Genomic DNA, 16889 nt, shown 5'->3' with positions numbered 1-16889 from the left:
GGGCAGGCACCACTGCCACGATTCGCTCATCGGCCACCGGACGGGCTTCCCGACGTACACCCCGCCGACGGCTCGACGCGCAACCCGGGTAGAATGGCGGTCGCACGTATTCGCAAGACTTCCGATTCCACGATGAACCACGATCTCGTCATTCTGGGCACCCCTGCCTCCCCACCGACTTCAGACGCGCTGCAATCCGCCATTCACGCGCTGGTGCCCGGCGCACCGGTGACCTTCGCCGGTAATGCGGCACGCATCGCCGACGTTGCCGACACGCCGGCATTGCGCGCGGCGGCGGCAGGCTTCGCGCAGCAGCATCAGGTCGACGCCGTACTCGTGGACAGCGCGCGCCGTCTGACGGACTTCAAGGTGGTGGCAATGGACATGGACTCGACGCTGATCACGATCGAGTGTGTCGACGAAATCGCCGACTACTGCGGGCTGAAGGCCGAGGTCTCGGCGATTACCGAAGCCGCGATGCGTGGGGAGATCAAGGACTTCAACGAAAGCCTCACGCGTCGCGTGGCGTTGCTCAAGGGGCTCGACGCCTCCGCGCTCGAGAAGGTGTACGACGAGCGCCTGCGGCTCTCGCCCGGCGCTGAATCCATGCTGCGTGGCGTGCAGGCGCTCGGCATTCGCACGCTGCTCGTCTCGGGCGGCTTCACGTTTTTCACGGAACGGCTGAAGACTCGCCTGAACCTGGACGTCACCCGTGCGAACACGCTGGAGATCGTCGATGGCAAGCTCACCGGGCGGGTGCTCGGCGAGATCGTCAATGCGGAAGTCAAGGCCCGCACCGTCGCCGAAGTGACGGCCCGGTTCGGCGCCGCGCCCGAGCAGGCCATCGTCATGGGCGACGGCTCGAACGACCTGCAAATGATGGCCCTCGCCGGGTTGTCCGTGGCGTTTCGCGCAAAGCCGGTGGTGCGGGAAAAAGCGTCCGTCGCCTTCGACTACGTGGGACTCGACGGCCTGCTGTCGCTGTTCCGCAACGACTGAGCCCCCCGTCGTCACGCTTCGTGCTCGCGCCCGCCGGACGATCCCGGCGTCGCCGCGAGACGGCACGACGCGAAACTCACCGGGTTGAGCAACTGCGTCGTCGCGTCGTAGATCAGATGATCCGGTCGCAGATCCGGATGCGCCATGCCCGCGGCACCCAACCTGCGCATCATGGCGGCCCACGCGGCCGGATAGTCGTCCGGCATCGCCGACAGTCCGCTGACCGGCACGCCCGGCACCCGCTGCATGCGAAGTAAATAGCAGCCGTTGCTCGTACGTATGAGTCTTGCCGCCCCGCTCCCGTAGTACCGCTCGAAGTGGCGCAACTCGTTGACGGCACGTTGCAGTTCCCGCGGCCCCGTGTCGACGCCCGGTGCAAAATCCGTGAAGCTGAAGGAGAACAGCAGCTTGTAGACGTACGCCGCATCCGCAGGATCGGCAAAAACCTCGCCGCACCGCGCCGCCATCCGGACGCAGGACTGCCAGTGCACGAGTTCGAAAAGTGGCGCATGCACTTCGTCCACTTCCGGCACATGGCTGTCCATCAGCGCAGACACCCGCGCCTGCAGCGACATAATGTGCGAATCGTCCGATGCCAGCGGGCCAGGCGTTGGCGCGTCCGGCCCCATCCGCGACAAGGCAAATGCCGACGCGGCGCCCAGGTCGACCGGCCAGAAGCGACGGGCCTGCGCGTCGAAATGCACGTTGGCGCTGTGAAGATCGCCATGCGTCACGCCCACCTCCACCAGTTGCGCCTGCATGGTGTCGAGCGCCTCCAGGATCTCTCGCTTCGACTCGCCGTACTCCGATGGCCAGACCTTGTTCATGGGCTTGCCCGGCACCCGGCGCATTCGCAGACAGAGGTAATCGTCGCGCGTGAAAAATGCCTCGGCACTGCACGCGCCGTAGAACCGGTTGAACATTTCCGCCTCATGCTCGACGGCCGCCCGGATGAAATCGATGCCATCGACGCCATCAATGCCGCTCGCGCGCGGGCCGTGAAAAATCTTGATGACGAACTCGGGATCGCGAAGATCCTCGAATACCGCTCCGCCGTCGCCGCCACCGATTGGCCTGCGCTCGCCCGGTGCCCCCAGAAGATCGTCGCGCGTGCGGGGGTCGCGAATCATCGCGGAACACTCACCGCTCGAATGCGACGGGATTGGCGCAAAGGTCTGGGGCGATATCGCGGATGGCGATACGACGCGAACTTCGGTGGGAGGCGGCATGAGAGACGTCGATGGCATGGGTGACATGAACCGGATGAAGAAATCGTCGCGGCAGCACGGCCCGAGCTTGCAGGAACGTGGCCGGTTCGGGTGCACGCGCGTGCGGCGCTCAGCCGCTGTGCCGGGCGTCCGCCCGCGCTTCCGGCACATCTGGGCTCGGCCACGCGTCGCCAAAGCTCAGCGGATTGAGTCGATCGGTCGCGGCATCGAACAGCACGCCGGAGTTTGCAAAACACCCCGCATGAAGGATGCCCCGCGCCAACAAGCGTTCGTTCATGGCGAAGAGCAAATCGTAGAGCTTATCGGCATCGACTGTCCCGGCCGTCAACGGCTTGCCCGTCATGCGCTGCATGTGCAGAAAGATATCCCCGTCTCTGGTACGCACCAGCCGTGCGGACCCTTCGCCGTAGTACGCCTCGAACATTCGCTTCTCGCGTATCGCCCGCCCGAGCTTGGCAGGCCCTTCCGGCGCGCCGGCCCAGAAGTCAGGCAAATGAAAGCGGAACAGCAGCTTGTATACCTGGGACGCATCCCGAGGATCCGGGCTCACGTAGCCGCAGCGCGGATGAAGCGCCTGCGCGACGTCTTCGCCCAACAGATCGGCTCGCGTGGCGGTCGTTTCCGCAATCTCCGGCGAACGGCTGTCGATCAAGGCAAAGAGCTGATGTCGCGTGTAATCCAGTTGGCAATCGTTGACGGCGAACAGCGAGTGGGACTTTACCGGGGTGACATACGCTTCCCGGAAGCCAATGGGCAGAAAGGCCCCTTCGTGATAAAGCAGGTTCTCGGCGTGAAGACCGTGATGAATGACGCCGCTCTCGATCAATTGCCGCCTGAGCGCGTAAAGCGACTCGTTGACCTGCGCCTTCGAGCCGAGCGCCGACGGAAGCATGCCACGCACCGGCATGCCCGCGAGCAGACGCATGCGCACACAAAGCCGGGCGTCACACGTGACGAATACCTCCGCGCCGCCGGGACCGTACAGCGCGTTGAAGCACGCCACCTCGTGGTTTGCGCGGGCCAGCCCTCGCTCGGGTCGGGCTGCGGTATGCGTGTCGTCGTAGACCTTGATCGCGTATCCGGTGTTGCCGATCTCGCGAAAGACGCGCGAGCGCTCGCCGGGAATGACGCACTGTTGCTCGACGGGATAACCGATGAAAGCGTCCAACGGCCGCGAATCGTGGACGACGTTCAGCGTCGCATACGGGTTGGGGGAGTCGGCGTGAAGCGCATGGGTCGAGGCCCGGGCCGGATCGTGCTCCGGTAATCGGATGCCGGCTTGCGCGCCCGGACGAGCCGTGGAGGGCGGCGAGGGAAAAACGACAGGCGTCAGGACGATGGAGAACATGGCGGCGGCAGCGATGCGGCGCGCCCGCGACCGCGGGCGTCATCCTATCGCTGCGATTCGGAACGGAGGAGCCGCCAGCTTCCATCGTCCGCGCCACGACGGCTTGCGAGATTCGCTCGCCGGTCGTCGCGGCAACCGCTCAGGCGCCCAGGTGCGCCTTCAGGCTGGCTTCGATGTCGGCCTGCAAATCGCGCACATCCTCCAGCCCCACATAGAAACGCACGAGCGAGCCCTTGTGCACCCATGGCGTTGCCGTACGCATGGACGACACGCGATACGGCACGACCAGGCTGTGCGCACCGCCCCAGCTGAATCCGATCTTGAACAGCCGCAACCCCTCGATGAACGCGTCGATCTGCGCCTGAGAATAGCGCTCGTCGAATACTACCGAGAACAGGCCGCCCGCGCCGGTGAAATCGCGCCGGAAACACGCATGTCCCGGGCAGTCCTCGAACGCCGGGTGCAGCATCGCCGCGATCTCGTGACGCGAATTCAGCCACGTGGCCAGCGTCATGGCGGCGCGATCGTGCGCCTCGAAGCGCAAGCGCATGCTCGGCAGGCTGCGCAGCACCAGACTGCAATCGTCGGCCGACACGCCCACGCCCATGCGCATGCGCGCCTGTTTGAGACGGTGATGCAGATCGTCGTCGACGGTCACCACGGCGCCCATCAGCACGTCGCTGCCGCCCGACTGGTATTTCGTCAACGCCTGTACCGAGATGTCCACGCCATGATCGAACGGCCGGAACGCCAATCCTGCGGAGTACGTATTGTCGATGGCGGTGACAACGCCACGCGCGCGGGCGACGCGCGCGATCGCGGGCACGTCCTGCACTTCCATCGTCACCGAGCCCGGCGCCTCGAGCCAGATGAGCTTCGTCTCGGGTCGAATCAGCGCGCCGATGCCGTCGCCGACCATCGGGTCGTAATACCGTACCGTGATGCCGAACGATTCGGCCAGCCAGTCACCGTGCTCGCGGTTCGGGCCATAGGCGTTGTCCGGAATCAACACGTCATCGCCGTGCCTGAGCAGCCCGAAGTACACATTGGAGATGGCCGCGAGCCCCGACGGGAACAGCAGGCAGTGCTTGCCACCCTCGAGCGCCGCCAGACGACGCATGAGCTCCATCGAGGTCGGTGTGGCATGCAAACCGTAGCGCCACTGGCTGTCGTTCTTCCAGTCGAGCGAGCGCATCGCCGCCAGATCGGAAAAAACCACCGTGGAGGCGCGCGCCACCGGCACCGGCATCGCGGAGAAGCCCGCCGGGAGTTGCGTGTCGGCGTGCAGGATGTTGGTCTGCCAGTGCCAGCCGTTGGCTTCCGGCGTATCGAGGGGCTTGCGGTTGTCTTGCGTCATCACGGCTCCGGAAAAGACTCGGGCCGGCAACGACGCCGGCCCCCGGGTGTAACTTACACGCGCTCGAACACGGCCGCAATGCCCTGGCCGCCGCCGATGCACATCGTCACCAGCGCGTACCGGCCACCGATGCGCTGCAGTTCATGCAGCGCCTTGACGGTAATCAGTGCCCCCGTCGCGCCGATCGGATGGCCAAGCGAAATGCCCGAGCCGTTCGGATTGACCCTGGCCGGATCGAAGCCGAGATCGCGCGTGACCGCGCAGGCCTGGGCGGCAAAGGCTTCGTTCGCCTCCACCACGTCGATGTCGCCGACCTGGAGTCCGGCACGCTCGAGCGCCTTGCGCGAGGCCGGCACGGGACCGATGCCCATGTAATTGGGGTCCACGCCTGCGTGCGCATAGCTCACCAGACGCGCCAGCGGCTTCGCGCCGCGGCGCTGCGCTTCGGCGCGCTCCATCAGGATCAGCGCGGCCGCGGCATCGTTCAGGCCCGACGCATTCCCCGCCGTCACGGTGCCGTCCTTCTCGAACACGGGACGCAACTTCGCCATGTCTTCCAGACGTACGTCGGCCCGCACGTGCTCGTCGGTCGTGAACGCGATCTCGCCCTTCTTCGTCTTGATCGAGATGGGAACGATCTGATCCCTGAAGTACCCCTCGGCCATCGCGCGCGCGGCGCGCTGGTGCGACTCGACGGCGAGACGATCCTGATCCTCGCGCGTGATGCCCCACTGCTTCGCGATGTTCTCCGCCGTCACGCCCATGTGGATGTTGGCGAACGGATCGTGCAGCGCGCCGAGCATCATGTCGACCAGGCGCGATTCGCCCATTCGGGTACCCCAGCGCGCGCCCGGCATCACGTACGGGGCACGGCTCATGCTCTCCGCGCCACCCGCCATTGCCACTTCCGCGTCGCCGAGCAGGATCGACTGCGCGGCCGAGACCACGGCCTGTAGCCCCGAGCCGCACAGGCGGTTCACCGTCATGGCCGGCGCGTGCTGGCTCACGCCAGCCTCGATCGAGGCGACGCGCGCCAGATACATGTCCTTGGGTTCGGTATGAATGACGTTGCCGAACACCACGTGTCCGACGTCTTCGCCGCTGACTTGCGCGCGCGCCATGGCTTCGCGGGCGACGATCGCACCGAGCTGCGTCGGCGCGAAATCCTTCAGGCTGCCACCAAAATCACCGATCGCGGTACGAACTCCGCTGACGATCACGACTTCTCGTTGCATGTCTCTTCTCCGGGTGGATATCAGTTGGCAACGAGTATAGCGCCGTCGCGGGTTCCCGCGATGTAAGGGTCACTGGAGGGAAGCTTCAGTGGCCAGTATGGCCAGCACGGCGTCCGTGCGCGGCACCGGGGCCACGGCGCCATAGCCGGTCGTGGACAACGCGGCGCAAACGTTGGCATAGCGCGCCGCCGCGAACGGATCGTCGCCGAGGGCCAGCCGCGCCACGAACGCACCGCCGAAACAGTCGCCGGCACCGGTGGCGTCGACCGCCTGCACGGGATACGGTGCGACGATGCGCCGTTCGTGCGGCGTGGCAACGTAGCACCCTTCCCGACCCAGCTTCAACGCCACAACCTTCACGCCGTGGGAAAGAATTTCGTCCAGGATGGCGTCGCGGTCGTCGAGGCCGGTCACGGCGGTCACGTCGTCCCAGCTCGGCAGGCAGACGTCGGTCAGCCCGAACGCTTCGCGCATCGTGGCGCGAGCGCGTGCCAGCGGCCAAAGCTTCAGGCGCAGGTTCGTATCGAACGACACCTTGCCGCCCGCCTTTCGGACGCTCGACATGGCGTCGAACGCGGCGTCGCAGGCGTTCACGCTGATCGCGAGGCTGATCCCGGACAGGTGCAGAAACGATGCGCCGGCGAGCGCATCGGACGGCAACTGCTGCGCACGATAGCGGCTCGCGGCCGACCCGGCGCGCAGGTAGTCGAAGTGATGGCCGTTTTCGTCGTGGGACACGAAGTAGACGCCGGTTGGCGCCTGCGGGTCCACCGTCACGTAGCGAGTATCGACCGCTTCGTCGCGCCACAGGTCGAGCAACATGCGGCCGAAGAGATCGTCGCCCACGGCGCTCACGAAGCCGGTCGTCACCCCCTGACGGCGCGCCGCAATGACGAAGTTCGACGTATCGCCGCCGAAGCCCTGCAGATACTGGCGGGCGTCGTTCGGCGACTGATTGAACTCGACCATCGCTTCGCCCATGGCCAGCACCTGGGGAACGGGCGCCGCCGGTTGCGGTTCCACGCGCGCCATCAGACGACCTCGCCCCACAGGTCGTGACCGTCGGCGCCGGTCACAGTCACGTTCACGAATTCGCCGACCTTCAGGCGCTTCGCGGCCTTCGCGGTGGGTTCGATGTACACGAGGCCGTCGATTTCCGGGGCGTCCGCCGCGGAGCGGGCCACGCCGCCATCCTGATTGATTTCGTCGACGATTACCTGGAGGGTCGTGCCGACCTTGCGCTGCTGGCGTTGCGCCGAAATCTCCTCGGCCACCTCCATGAAGCGCGCGCGGCGCTCCTCGCGCACTTCGTCGGGCAGGGCGCCCGCCAGCTCGTTCGCCTTCGCGCCCTCGACCGGCGAGTAGGCGAAGCAACCCACGCGATCGAGTTCGGCTTCGCGCAGGAAGTCCAGCAGGTATTCGAATTCGGCTTCCGTTTCGCCCGGGAACCCGGCGATGAACGTGCTGCGGATCGTGAGGTCCGGACACATCTTGCGCCACGCCTGGATGCGCTCGAGATTTTTCTCGCCCGAGGCCGGGCGCTTCATGCGCTTGAGCACGTCGGGATGCGCGTGTTGAAGCGGCACGTCGAGATACGGCAGGATATGGCCTTCGGCCATCAGCGGGATGATCTCGTCGACGTGCGGGTACGGATAGACGTAGTGCAGACGCACCCACGCGCCGTACTGCCTGGCCAACTCTCCCAGCGCCGTAACCAGTTCGGTCATGCGAGTCTTGAGCGGACGCCCGGCCCAGAACCCGGTACGGTACTTCACATCGACGCCGTAGGCGCTGGTGTCCTGCGAGATCACCAGCAACTCCTTGACTCCCGCCTTGAACAGGTTTTCGGCCTCGAGCATCACCTCCGCGACCGGGCGCGAGTCGAGATCGCCGCGCATCGAAGGAATGATGCAGAACGTGCAGCGATGGTTGCAGCCTTCGGAAATCTTCAGATACGCGTAATGACGCGGCGTGAGCTTGATGCCCGCGGGCGGCACGAGATCGGTGAACGGATCGTGCGGCTTGGGCAGGTGTGTGTGCACCGCGCTCATGACTTCGCCCACGGCGTGCGGACCGGTCACGGCGAGCACTTTCGGGTGCACCGCGCTCACGATGTCCTGACCGGCGGCGTCTTTCTTGGCGCCCAGGCAACCGGTCACGATGACCTTGCCGTTTTCGGCGAGTGCTTCGCCGATCGCATCGAGGCTTTCCTGGACGGCGTCGTCGATGAAACCGCAGGTGTTGACCACAACGAGGTCGGCACCGTCATAGGTACCGGCGATGTCGTAACCTTCGGCGCGCAATTGCGTCAGGATCTGCTCGGAGTCGACCAGGGCCTTGGGGCAGCCGAGCGAAACGAAGCCGACTTTGGGGGTGCCGGCGGGCGATGGGCGGGACATGGGGCGAAATCCTGATCAGGTAAATACGGTAACGATTGCGCGAAGCCGCGTATTTTACCTTGTTCGCCCGCGGTCCGTTCCAACTATCGTTGCCGAGCGCTCCCTGCCTCCGCCCGACTGGCCATGAGACAGCGGGCGCGCCGCGCGGACACCCGTTATCTCGGCGCGGACCGCTCAGGGCTTCTTGTTCGGATCCTTGCCCGGCATGCCGCCGGGGGCGCCCGGCGCGCCCGGGAACGGGAACGTGCTGAACATGTTCTTGGCCTGGCTCTGCATCTGCTCCTGCATCTGCACGAACAGGTTCTTCGACTGCTCGATGTAGTTGGTCATCATGCCCTGCATCATCGGCGCCTGCATGTTCATGAATTGCGCCCAGACGTCCGGGTTGAAGGCTGCGCCCTCATAGATGCCCTTCGACTGATCGGCCAGCTTGTTCTGAATTTCGATGAACGTCTGGATATTCTTCTCGAGGTAAGTCCCCATCATCCCCTGCAGCGCATGGCCGTAGAAGCGGATGATCTGGGCGAGCATCGCGCTCGAGAACATCGGCACACCGCCGGTCTCCTCTTCCAGAATGATCTGCAGCAGAATGCTGCGGGTCAGGTCCTCGCCCGTCTTGGCGTCGACGACCTTGAACTCCTCGGTCTCGAGCACCAATTGCTTCACATCGGCAAGGGTGATGTACGTACTGGTTTGGGTATCGTACAGACGCCGGTTCGGATACTTTTTGATCAGGCGTTCGTCAGTCTTCTTGCTCGCGGCCATGCGGTGGGTTTCCTGCTTTTATGAAGGACTTCCCCGACCGGCGGTCGGGGTTAGTCACATATTATCGATTCTAGGACGTTTGCTGCTATGCGGCAAAGCCCTAACCCGCAACGGAGCGCGGCACCTGCTCTCGGCCCGCACGGGCCATCGCCCCGTTACCGCTTACCCCATGTGCAGACCGCCGTTGAGCGAGAAGTCCGCACCGGTGGAGAAGCCCGAGTCGTCCGACGCCAGCCATGCCACGATGGACCCGATCTCGCCCGGTTCGCCCAGACGCTTGACCGGAATCGTCGCCACGATCTTGTCGAGCACGTCCTGGCGGATCGAGCGCACCATGTCCGTGCCGATATAGCCCGGCGACACGGTATTGACCGTCACGCCCTTGGTCGCCACCTCCTGCGCCAGCGCCATCGTGAAACCGTGAATGCCAGCCTTGGCCGTCGAGTAGTTCGTCTGACCGAACTGGCCCTTCTGCCCGTTGACCGACGAAATATTGATGATGCGGCCCCAGCCGCGCTCGCACATTCCCTCGATCACCTGCTTGGTCACGTTGAACAGGCTCGTGAGGTTGGTGTCGATGACCGCGTCCCAGTCTTCACGCGTCATCTTGCGAAACACCACGTCGCGCGTGATCCCGGCGTTGTTCACCAGTACGTCGACTTCGCCGACCTCGGCCTTCACCTTGTCGAACGCCGCCTTCGTGGAATCCCAATCGCCGACATTCCCTTCGGATGCGACGAAATCGAAACCCAACGCCTTCTGATCTTCGAGCCACTTCACGCGACGCGGCGAATTCGGACCGCAGCCCGCCACGACCTTGAAGCCATCCTTGTACAGCCGCTGGCAAATGGACGTACCAATACCGCCCATCCCGCCTGTCACATATGCAATGCGTTGAGTCATGGAACGCTTCCCCCTAAATAACGGCAAATCTGCCGCCTGTTGCGACTGCCAATTGACCGACGCGCAGGCCGCGCGTTCCCGCGCATGCCTTTCGTCTCCTGATGACCCGCCATCGCCGGTGCGCGTTGCACGTGCACGACCCTGACGGTTCAGTGCTTTTTTTGGTGGACCGCGCGAGTCGCGCCCTGCGCTTCAGCGCCTGGCGCCCTCGATGTCTCAGACGCGCTCGACCGCCAGCGCCACGCCCATGCCGCCGCCGATACACAGCGATGCCAGACCGCGACGCGCGTCGCGACGTGCCATTTCATGCAACAACGTCACCAGAATACGGCAGCCCGACGCGCCAATCGGGTGACCGATGGCGATCGCGCCACCGTTCACGTTGATCTTGGACGTGTCCCAGCCCATTTGCTGGTTCACGGCCAACGCCTGCGCCGCGAACGCTTCGTTGATTTCCATCAGATCCAGATCGCTCGCCTTCCAGCCGGCACGCGACAGGCAGCGCTGCGAGGCCGGCACCGGGCCGATCCCCATCACCTTCGGATCCACGCCGGCGTTGGCATACGCGACGATGCGCGCAAGCGGCGTGAGGCCAAGCTGCTCGGCGCGCTTGGCCGACATCACCACCACGGCGGCGGCACCGTCGTTGATGCCCGACGCATTGGCGGCGGTGACCGTGCCGTCCTTCGCGAACGCCGGCTTCAGACCGGCCAGCGCTTCGGCGGTCACGCCGTGACGCACGAATTCGTCGGTCTTGAACACCAGCGGGTCGCCCTTGCGCTGCGGAATCGAGACCGGCACGATCTCGTCGTCGAAGCGGCCTGCTTTCTGCGCCGCTTCCGCCTTGTTTTGCGATGCGGCCGCAAAGGCGTCCTGCATCTCGCGCGTGATGCCGTATTCCTTGGCGACGTTCTCAGCAGTGATGCCCATGTGGTACTGGTTGTAGACGTCCCACAGGCCGTCGACGATCATCGTATCGATCAGCTTGGCGTCGCCCATGCGGAAGCCGTCGCGCGAGCCCGGGAGCACGTGCGGCGCGGCACTCATGTTTTCCTGGCCGCCGGCCACGACGATGTCGGCGTCCCCGGCGCTGATCGCGTTGGCGGCCAGCATCACGGCCTTCAGGCCCGAGCCGCACACCTTGTTGATGGTCATGGCCGGCACCATGGCGGGCAGCCCGGCCTTGATCGAAGCCTGACGCGCCACATTCTGGCCCGAGCCGGCCGTGAGCACCTGCCCCATGATGACTTCGCTGACGTCTTCACCCTTGAGCTTCGCACGCTTGAGGACCTCATCGATCACGATAGCCCCCAGATCCGGCGCCGCCACCTTGGCAAGCGAACCGCCAAACTTACCGACCGCAGTGCGCGCAGCCGACACAATCACGATATCCGACATGTCTCTTTCCTCGTTTTCAAATGGTTCGAACCGGGGGGGTGCCCGCTCGGTGTCCGTGGACGCGCTTCGGCGTCTCGCGGCACTTGCCGATCGCCGCCACACTCAGGCCTTGGCCTTCACATAGCGGCCGGGCGCCGGTTCGATGGGGGTATAAGCAACATTACCATACGCCTTTGGCGCCTTGATGCGTTTGCCGGCGTAGCCCGCGAGCCACTCGCTCCAATCGGTCCACCAGCTTCCCGGGTGTTCCGTCGCGCCCGCGAGCCAGTCGCCGGCGTCCACGCCCGTGTCGTCGTTGCGCCAGTAGCTGCGCTTCTTTTTCGCCGGAGGATTGACCACGCCGGCAATGTGGCCCGACGCCCCGAGCACAAAGCGACGTTCACCGCCGAGCAACGGCAGCGAGCGGAAGGCCGACGTCCACGGCACGATGTGGTCCTCGCGCGAACCGAAGACATATGCCGGGGCGTCGATGGCCCCGAGATCCACCGCTACGCCGCACGTTTGCACCATGCCAGGCTGCTTCAATTCGTTCTGCAAGTAGAGATGGCGCAGATACCAGCAGAACATCGGCCCCGGCAGATTGGTGCCATCGCCGTTCCAGTAAAGCAGGTCGAACGGCTGGGGCGCGTTGCCCTTCAGGTAGCTGTCGACCACGTAATTCCACACGAGATCGTTCGGACGCAGGAACGAGAATGTATTGGCCAGCTCCACGCCACGCATGAGTCCCGGAGGCTGACCGAGCCCGCCGCCGATCGTCTGCTCGCGAAACTGAACGTGCGGCTCGTCCACGAAGACGTCGAGAACGCCGGTATCGGAAAAGTCCAGCAATGTCGTGAGCAGGGTCACGCTCGCGACCGGCGATTTCGGGCCCTTGTGTCCCTTTGCCGCGAACACCGCCAGCGCCGCGGCCAGCAGCGTGCCGCCGACGCAGAAACCCAGCGCATTGATGCGCGACTGTCCACTGATCTCGCGCACCACGTCGATCGCGGCAATCGGCCCTTCGCCCACGTAGTCGTCCCACGTCTTGTGCGCGAGCGACATGTCGGGGTTGCGCCACGACACCACGAACACCGTATGCCCTTGCTCCACCGCGTAGCGGACCAGCGAGTTCTCGGGTTGCAGATCGAGGATGTAGTACTTGTTGATGCAGGGCGGCACGACCAGCAACGGCCGTTGATGCACGGTCGGCGTGAGCGGCTTGTACTGAATCAACTGGATCAGGTCGTTCTCGAAAACCACCGCGCCCTCGGTCGTCGCCACGTTGCGACCGACCTCGAAGGCTGCCTCGTCGGTCTGCGAGACCTTGCCCTTGCCCATGTCGACGAGCATGTTCTGCACGCCTGCGAGCAGACTGTCGCCGTGCGTCTGCACGAGGCGCTGCTGCGCATCCGGATTGGTGGCGATGAAATTGGCCGGGGAACTCGCCGCCACCCATTGCTCGACGGCGAAGCGAATCCGCTCGCGCGTCTTGGCGTCGGCGTCGATCAACTCGGCCATGCGCATCAGGAAGCGGCCGTTGAGCAGATAAAGCGCCGCCGGCAGTGCATAGAAGGGATTCCGCCAGCCTTCGCCGGCAAATCGACGGTCGCCCAACGTGGGCGCCGTGTCGAGCCCCGGCTGGTTGAAGCTGGCGACAAGTTCGGAAAATTCACGGGCATATTCGGACTGAAGCGCGTTCAGTCGCGCCGGGTCGACACGCATCGGTGCCGGATGCGGCAGACTGCCCGCCTTGAAAAGTTCGAAAAGTCCCGCGAACGGATTCGCGGCGCTGGCAGCCCCATTGGCGGCAGCGGACGACGGGCCGGCAGCCCCCGGCAATGCCCCGAACATTTGTTGGGCGGCCTTGAACCACTGCGACATGTCCTGAGCGGAGAGCGAAGCGGAGGGAAACTGCTGGGCAAACGAGGCGGCAAACGAAGCCGGATCGAAGTTGGCACTGGCGCGATTCATGATAGCCTGAGTGTCACGTCCGTTGCGTTCACGGGCCGGCGCCCGAAACGCGGCGGCGTGCATCGCTTTTACAGCGATGCGCCCCGCCTGTGAAGCATTCTTGCGTGCGCGCGCAGGCGTGTCAATGGCTTGCGGCGTACGTCCTGAGCGCATTGTCGCGTTGCAGCACCTTTTTTTGAATGCGCGTTTGCCCCGATGTTTATCGTCATTCTCGGTTGGCTTTATGTCATTGCGATGGTCGCCATCACCGCGCCGTCCGCATGGCTGGGGGTCATGATCTTCCTCGGCGGCGGCGTGGCGCCCGTCGCCCTCTGGCTTTACATCGCGGGAAGCCGCATCCGGCGCTCCCGCGCGATGCGACGCTCTGACGCAGGCGGTGTTGCACTCACGCCGTCCGCGTCCGATGCCGGCGCCGCCTCGCCCGGGGCCAGCCCCGCAGCGGGCACTTCGCCGGAGCGCGATCTCAATTAGTACGCCAGACGAGCGCGGCCATGCGACCGGTCGTGCGGTCACGGCGATAGGAGTAGAAGCGAGACGGTTCAGCGACGGTGCACCATTTGCCGCCCGACACGCTTGTGACGCCTTCGCGCGCGAGCCGCAGACGCGCAAGCGCGCAAAGATCCGCCATCGACTTGCCAACGTCCGGGGCGCCGTGCGCGACGAAGGCGGCCCGAGTGGCATCGTGCTCTTGCGGCGTGGCCGCGGCAAGGAACGCCTCGCGCACCTCGGGACCGACTTCGAACGCTGTCGGGCCGATGCACGGCCCGAGCCACGCAATGACGGGCGCGTCCGCGTCGTCTTGCGGCAGGCGAGCGCGGAGTGCCCGCACCGTCTGCTCGATCACCCCGGCGCAAAGTCCACGCCAGCCCGCATGGGCGGCGGCGACGGCGCGCCCCCGGGCATCGCACAGCAACACGGGCAGGCAATCGGCCACCATCACGATACTGGCCAGACCGACGGCGCTCGTCGCACTGGCGTCGGCCTGCAACGGCTCACCGGCATTCAGGGCGTCGAGTGCGGTGCCGGCGTCGACCACGCGCGGACCGTGGACCTGCGCCACAAACGCCGACGGCACGCCCGTGCGGGCAGCCAGCAATTCGCGGTTGATGCGCACGGCATCGGGATCGTCGTCTGCCTTGTAACCCAGGTTGAACGTGGCTTGCGGGCCTTGGCTGACCCCGCCCGCGCGAGTGGTGAACACGGCGCGGACATTGGCGGGGGCCGGCCAGTCGGGCACGATCCAGTCCGCGGGCATCGGGTCTTGCTCCGGCAGGAACTCAGGCAGGAAAGAAGTCATCGAGCGAATCGGGGAGCGTTGAGAAGTCGAATTCGAGCCCGAGCGCGGTCATGAGTTCACGCATGTCGTCAGGCAAAGGCGCCTGCCAATGCATGGGCCGTCCGTCTTCGGGGTGCATCAGTCCAAGCCGCCAGGCGTGCAGTGCCTGCCGTGCGAAGCCACCCGGCAGGGTCGGTCGCTTGTGGCGAGGCTTGTATAGCGGGTCGCCCAGCAGCGAATGCCCGAGGTGCGAGAGATGCACGCGTATCTGGTGCGTTCGCCCCGTGTCCAGCGAACAGAGCACGAGCGACACCGGGGAGCCGTCCCATTCCGTACTGGCGACGGTGACGACGCGGGTGCGCGCCGGTTTGCCGCCCTGACCGTGCACGACAGCCATGCGGGTACGCTCGCGAGGGTCGCGCCCGATGGGCGCGTCCACGAGGGTGCGTTGCGGCGCGCGCCCCCATACCAGCGCGGCATAGTGTCGCTTGACCGTGCGCGCCTGCAATTGCCGCACCAGATCGGTCTGCGCCACCAGCGTGCGCGCCACGACCATCAGGCCCGAGGTCTCCTTGTCCAGTCGATGCACGATCCCCGCGCGCGGCAGGTCTGCCGCCGCCTGGCCGTAGCGATGCAGCAAGCCGTTGAGCAGCGTGCCGGACCAATTGCCCGCGGCCGGATGCACGACCAGCCCCGGAGGCTTGTTGAAGACGGCGAGCGTCGCGTCTTCGTACACCGCATCGAGCGGCACCGGTTCCGGCGCGAACGCAAGTTGTTCCGGCAGCGCGGCGGGGGTGATGCATACGGCCTCGCCGCCCGCCACCTTCTGGCGTACCTTCGCCGTCTCGCCGTCGAGCGTCACGCGACCGTCTTCGACCCACGCCTGCAAGCGGCTTCGGGAATATTCGGGAAAGCACTGCGCGAGCGCCTTGTCGAGGCGCTCGCCTGCGACCGATTCGGGCAGGATGGCGCGCAGCGGCGCGGCGTCCGGGGCACCGTCGGGCGCGGCTGCCCCCGGGGATTCTCCCGCGGCAAGGGCGACATGGGGGGCACTCGGAAAAGCGTCGGGAAGCGAATCGAGGTCGTCGTCAGACGAATCCTCCGCAATTTCCGTGGCAAATGAGGCGGTTACGCTATAATCCGGCAGAATTGATCGGGTCATCGAGAAGTGAAGCCAACGAGCATGCAAGCCCTGAAACTTGTCAAACAACTGATGCTGGCCGCAGTCGTGGTCGGCGGCGTGGCCGCCTGCGGCATTTTGCCGGAGAAAGTCGACGAAACGGCCGGCTGGTCGACGAACAAATTATACTCGGAAGCCAAGGACAGCTTCGATAGCGGCGACTACACCAAGGCCGCGAAGTACTACGAGTTGCTCGAAGGCCGCGACCCGTTCGGCCCGCATGCCCAGCAAGCGCAAATCAACACGGCTTACTCCTATTACAAGGACAACGAGCCGGCACAGGCGCTGGCCGCCGTCGATCGCTTCATCCGGCTGCATCCGGACAGCCCTTCGATCGATTACGCCTATTACCTCAAGGGTCTGATCAACTTCAACGACGACCTGGGTCTGTTCGGCCGCTTCTCCGGCCAGGATCTGAGCGAGCGCGACCCGAAGGCCCTGCGTGCGGCCTACGACAGCTTCAAGTATCTGGTCGAGCACTATCCGACCAGCAAGTACGCGAACGATGCGGCCCTGCGCATGCGCTACGCCGTCAATGCAATGGCGGCCCATGAGGTTCACGCCGCCGAGTACTACTATCGTCGCGGCGCCTATCTTGCCGCCGTGAACCGGGCGCAGAGCGCGCTCAAGGAATATGACAAGGCACCGGCGCTGGAAGATGCGCTCGGCATCATGATCAAGTCGTACGACAAGCTCGGCATGACCGAACTGCGCGATGACGCCCGCCGTGTGATGGAGAAGACCTATCCGAACAGCGGTTACCTGACGGTCGGCCATCGCACCGACACGAGCGGTGACAAGAAATCCTGGTGGCAGATCTGGCGCTGACCGGAACAGCGAGCGCCGACAC

At 65.2% G+C, this 16889-nt stretch carries 15 protein-coding genes; 3 read left to right on the top strand and 12 right to left on the bottom strand.

Annotated features, from left to right (window positions below; all coding sequences use genetic code 11):
- Nucleotides 1-132: 132 nt before the first annotated feature.
- Nucleotides 133-999, top strand: a complete 867-nt coding sequence (gene serB, locus LV28_RS34435) for a phosphoserine phosphatase SerB (protein WP_038621169.1) — start codon at nucleotides 133-135, stop codon at nucleotides 997-999.
- 11 nt (nucleotides 1000-1010) lie between these two features.
- On the opposite strand, the gene LV28_RS34430 is transcribed toward serB, so the two are convergent.
- The 10 genes from LV28_RS34430 to phaC all read right to left on the bottom strand — a co-directional run bounded on the left by LV28_RS34430 (nucleotide 1011) and on the right by phaC (nucleotide 13493).
- Nucleotides 1011-2129, bottom strand: coding sequence for an OspG family effector kinase (locus LV28_RS34430; protein WP_038617785.1), 1119 nt, complete (start codon nucleotides 2127-2129; stop codon nucleotides 1011-1013).
- A 208-nt stretch (nucleotides 2130-2337) separates the two neighbouring features.
- Nucleotides 2338-3396 (bottom strand): OspG family effector kinase, encoded by a 1059-nt coding sequence (locus LV28_RS34425; RefSeq protein WP_023595677.1) that lies wholly within the window; start codon nucleotides 3394-3396, stop codon nucleotides 2338-2340.
- A gap of 319 nt (nucleotides 3397-3715) precedes the next feature.
- A complete protein-coding gene (locus LV28_RS34420) occupies nucleotides 3716-4933 on the bottom strand; it encodes a cystathionine beta-lyase (protein ID WP_038617791.1) in 1218 nt (405 codons plus the stop codon).
- 53 nt (nucleotides 4934-4986) lie between these two features.
- Nucleotides 4987-6168: a beta-ketothiolase BktB gene (gene bktB, locus LV28_RS34415; protein WP_023874590.1), complete on the bottom strand. Its 1182-nt coding sequence runs from the start codon at nucleotides 6166-6168 to the stop codon at nucleotides 4987-4989.
- Nucleotides 6169-6237: 69 nt separating this feature from the next.
- Nucleotides 6238-7200, bottom strand: a complete 963-nt coding sequence (locus LV28_RS34410) for a sugar kinase (RefSeq protein WP_023595674.1) — start codon at nucleotides 7198-7200, stop codon at nucleotides 6238-6240.
- Complete coding sequence (gene rimO, locus LV28_RS34405) at nucleotides 7200-8567, bottom strand: 30S ribosomal protein S12 methylthiotransferase RimO (protein WP_023595673.1); 1368 nt, start codon at nucleotides 8565-8567, stop codon at nucleotides 7200-7202. The genes LV28_RS34410 and rimO overlap by 1 nt, the downstream gene beginning before the upstream one ends.
- Before the next feature lie 174 nt (nucleotides 8568-8741).
- Nucleotides 8742-9332: a polyhydroxyalkanoate synthesis repressor PhaR gene (gene phaR, locus LV28_RS34400; RefSeq protein ID WP_023595672.1), complete on the bottom strand. Its 591-nt coding sequence runs from the start codon at nucleotides 9330-9332 to the stop codon at nucleotides 8742-8744.
- Between the two features lie 162 nt (nucleotides 9333-9494).
- Nucleotides 9495-10235, bottom strand: coding sequence for a 3-ketoacyl-ACP reductase (locus tag LV28_RS34395; RefSeq protein WP_023595671.1), 741 nt, complete (start codon nucleotides 10233-10235; stop codon nucleotides 9495-9497).
- A 216-nt stretch (nucleotides 10236-10451) separates the two neighbouring features.
- Nucleotides 10452-11633, bottom strand: a complete 1182-nt coding sequence (locus LV28_RS34390; RefSeq protein WP_023595670.1) for an acetyl-CoA C-acetyltransferase — start codon at nucleotides 11631-11633, stop codon at nucleotides 10452-10454.
- Nucleotides 11634-11735: 102 nt separating this feature from the next.
- Complete coding sequence (gene phaC / locus LV28_RS34385) at nucleotides 11736-13493, bottom strand: class I poly(R)-hydroxyalkanoic acid synthase (protein ID WP_115344532.1); 1758 nt, start codon at nucleotides 13491-13493, stop codon at nucleotides 11736-11738.
- A 285-nt stretch (nucleotides 13494-13778) separates the two neighbouring features.
- On the opposite strand from phaC, the gene LV28_RS34380 reads away from it, so the two are divergent.
- Nucleotides 13779-14054, top strand: coding sequence for a hypothetical protein (locus LV28_RS34380; RefSeq protein ID WP_023595668.1), 276 nt, complete (start codon nucleotides 13779-13781; stop codon nucleotides 14052-14054).
- Here the strand turns inward: LV28_RS34380 and pgeF are convergent.
- Nucleotides 14047-14880 carry a peptidoglycan editing factor PgeF gene (gene pgeF, locus LV28_RS34375; protein WP_023874593.1) on the bottom strand — a complete coding sequence of 278 codons (834 nt, stop codon included), beginning with the start codon at nucleotides 14878-14880 and terminating at the stop codon, nucleotides 14047-14049. The two genes, LV28_RS34380 and pgeF, sit on opposite strands and share 8 nt — an antisense overlap.
- Complete coding sequence (locus LV28_RS34370; RefSeq protein WP_048806372.1) at nucleotides 14861-16021, bottom strand: RluA family pseudouridine synthase; 1161 nt, start codon at nucleotides 16019-16021, stop codon at nucleotides 14861-14863. Before LV28_RS34370 ends, pgeF begins: the two co-directional genes overlap by 20 nt.
- 21 nt (nucleotides 16022-16042) lie before the next feature.
- Between LV28_RS34370 and LV28_RS34365 the strand changes: the two genes are divergently transcribed.
- Nucleotides 16043-16867: an outer membrane protein assembly factor BamD gene (locus tag LV28_RS34365; protein ID WP_023874595.1), complete on the top strand. Its 825-nt coding sequence runs from the start codon at nucleotides 16043-16045 to the stop codon at nucleotides 16865-16867.
- The last annotated feature ends 22 nt before the right edge of the window (nucleotides 16868-16889 follow it).

Source organism: Pandoraea pnomenusa (assembly GCF_000767615.3).
GTDB classification, from domain to species: Bacteria; Pseudomonadota; Gammaproteobacteria; order Burkholderiales; family Burkholderiaceae; genus Pandoraea; species Pandoraea pnomenusa.
Note: the sequence above shows the minus strand (reverse complement) of the source record. Positions and strands in the feature narration are given on the sequence as shown.

Coding starts and splice junctions, on each gene's coding strand:
- serB (WP_038621169.1), top strand. CDS start 133: ATGAACCACGATCTCGTCATTCTGGGCACCCCTGCCTCCCCACCGACT.
- LV28_RS34430 (WP_038617785.1), bottom strand. CDS start 2,129: ATGATTCGCGACCCCCGCACGCGCGACGATCTTCTGGGGGCACCGGGC.
- LV28_RS34420 (WP_038617791.1), bottom strand. CDS start 4,933: ATGACGCAAGACAACCGCAAGCCCCTCGATACGCCGGAAGCCAACGGC.
- bktB (WP_023874590.1), bottom strand. CDS start 6,168: ATGCAACGAGAAGTCGTGATCGTCAGCGGAGTTCGTACCGCGATCGGT.
- LV28_RS34410 (WP_023595674.1), bottom strand. CDS start 7,200: ATGGCGCGCGTGGAACCGCAACCGGCGGCGCCCGTTCCCCAGGTGCTG.
- rimO (WP_023595673.1), bottom strand. CDS start 8,567: ATGTCCCGCCCATCGCCCGCCGGCACCCCCAAAGTCGGCTTCGTTTCG.
- phaR (WP_023595672.1), bottom strand. CDS start 9,332: ATGGCCGCGAGCAAGAAGACTGACGAACGCCTGATCAAAAAGTATCCG.
- LV28_RS34395 (WP_023595671.1), bottom strand. CDS start 10,235: ATGACTCAACGCATTGCATATGTGACAGGCGGGATGGGCGGTATTGGT.
- LV28_RS34390 (WP_023595670.1), bottom strand. CDS start 11,633: ATGTCGGATATCGTGATTGTGTCGGCTGCGCGCACTGCGGTCGGTAAG.
- phaC (WP_115344532.1), bottom strand. CDS start 13,493: ATGTCGCAGTGGTTCAAGGCCGCCCAACAAATGTTCGGGGCATTGCCG.
- LV28_RS34380 (WP_023595668.1), top strand. CDS start 13,779: ATGTTTATCGTCATTCTCGGTTGGCTTTATGTCATTGCGATGGTCGCC.
- pgeF (WP_023874593.1), bottom strand. CDS start 14,880: ATGACTTCTTTCCTGCCTGAGTTCCTGCCGGAGCAAGACCCGATGCCC.
- LV28_RS34370 (WP_048806372.1), bottom strand. CDS start 16,021: ATGACCCGATCAATTCTGCCGGATTATAGCGTAACCGCCTCATTTGCC.
- LV28_RS34365 (WP_023874595.1), top strand. CDS start 16,043: ATGCAAGCCCTGAAACTTGTCAAACAACTGATGCTGGCCGCAGTCGTG.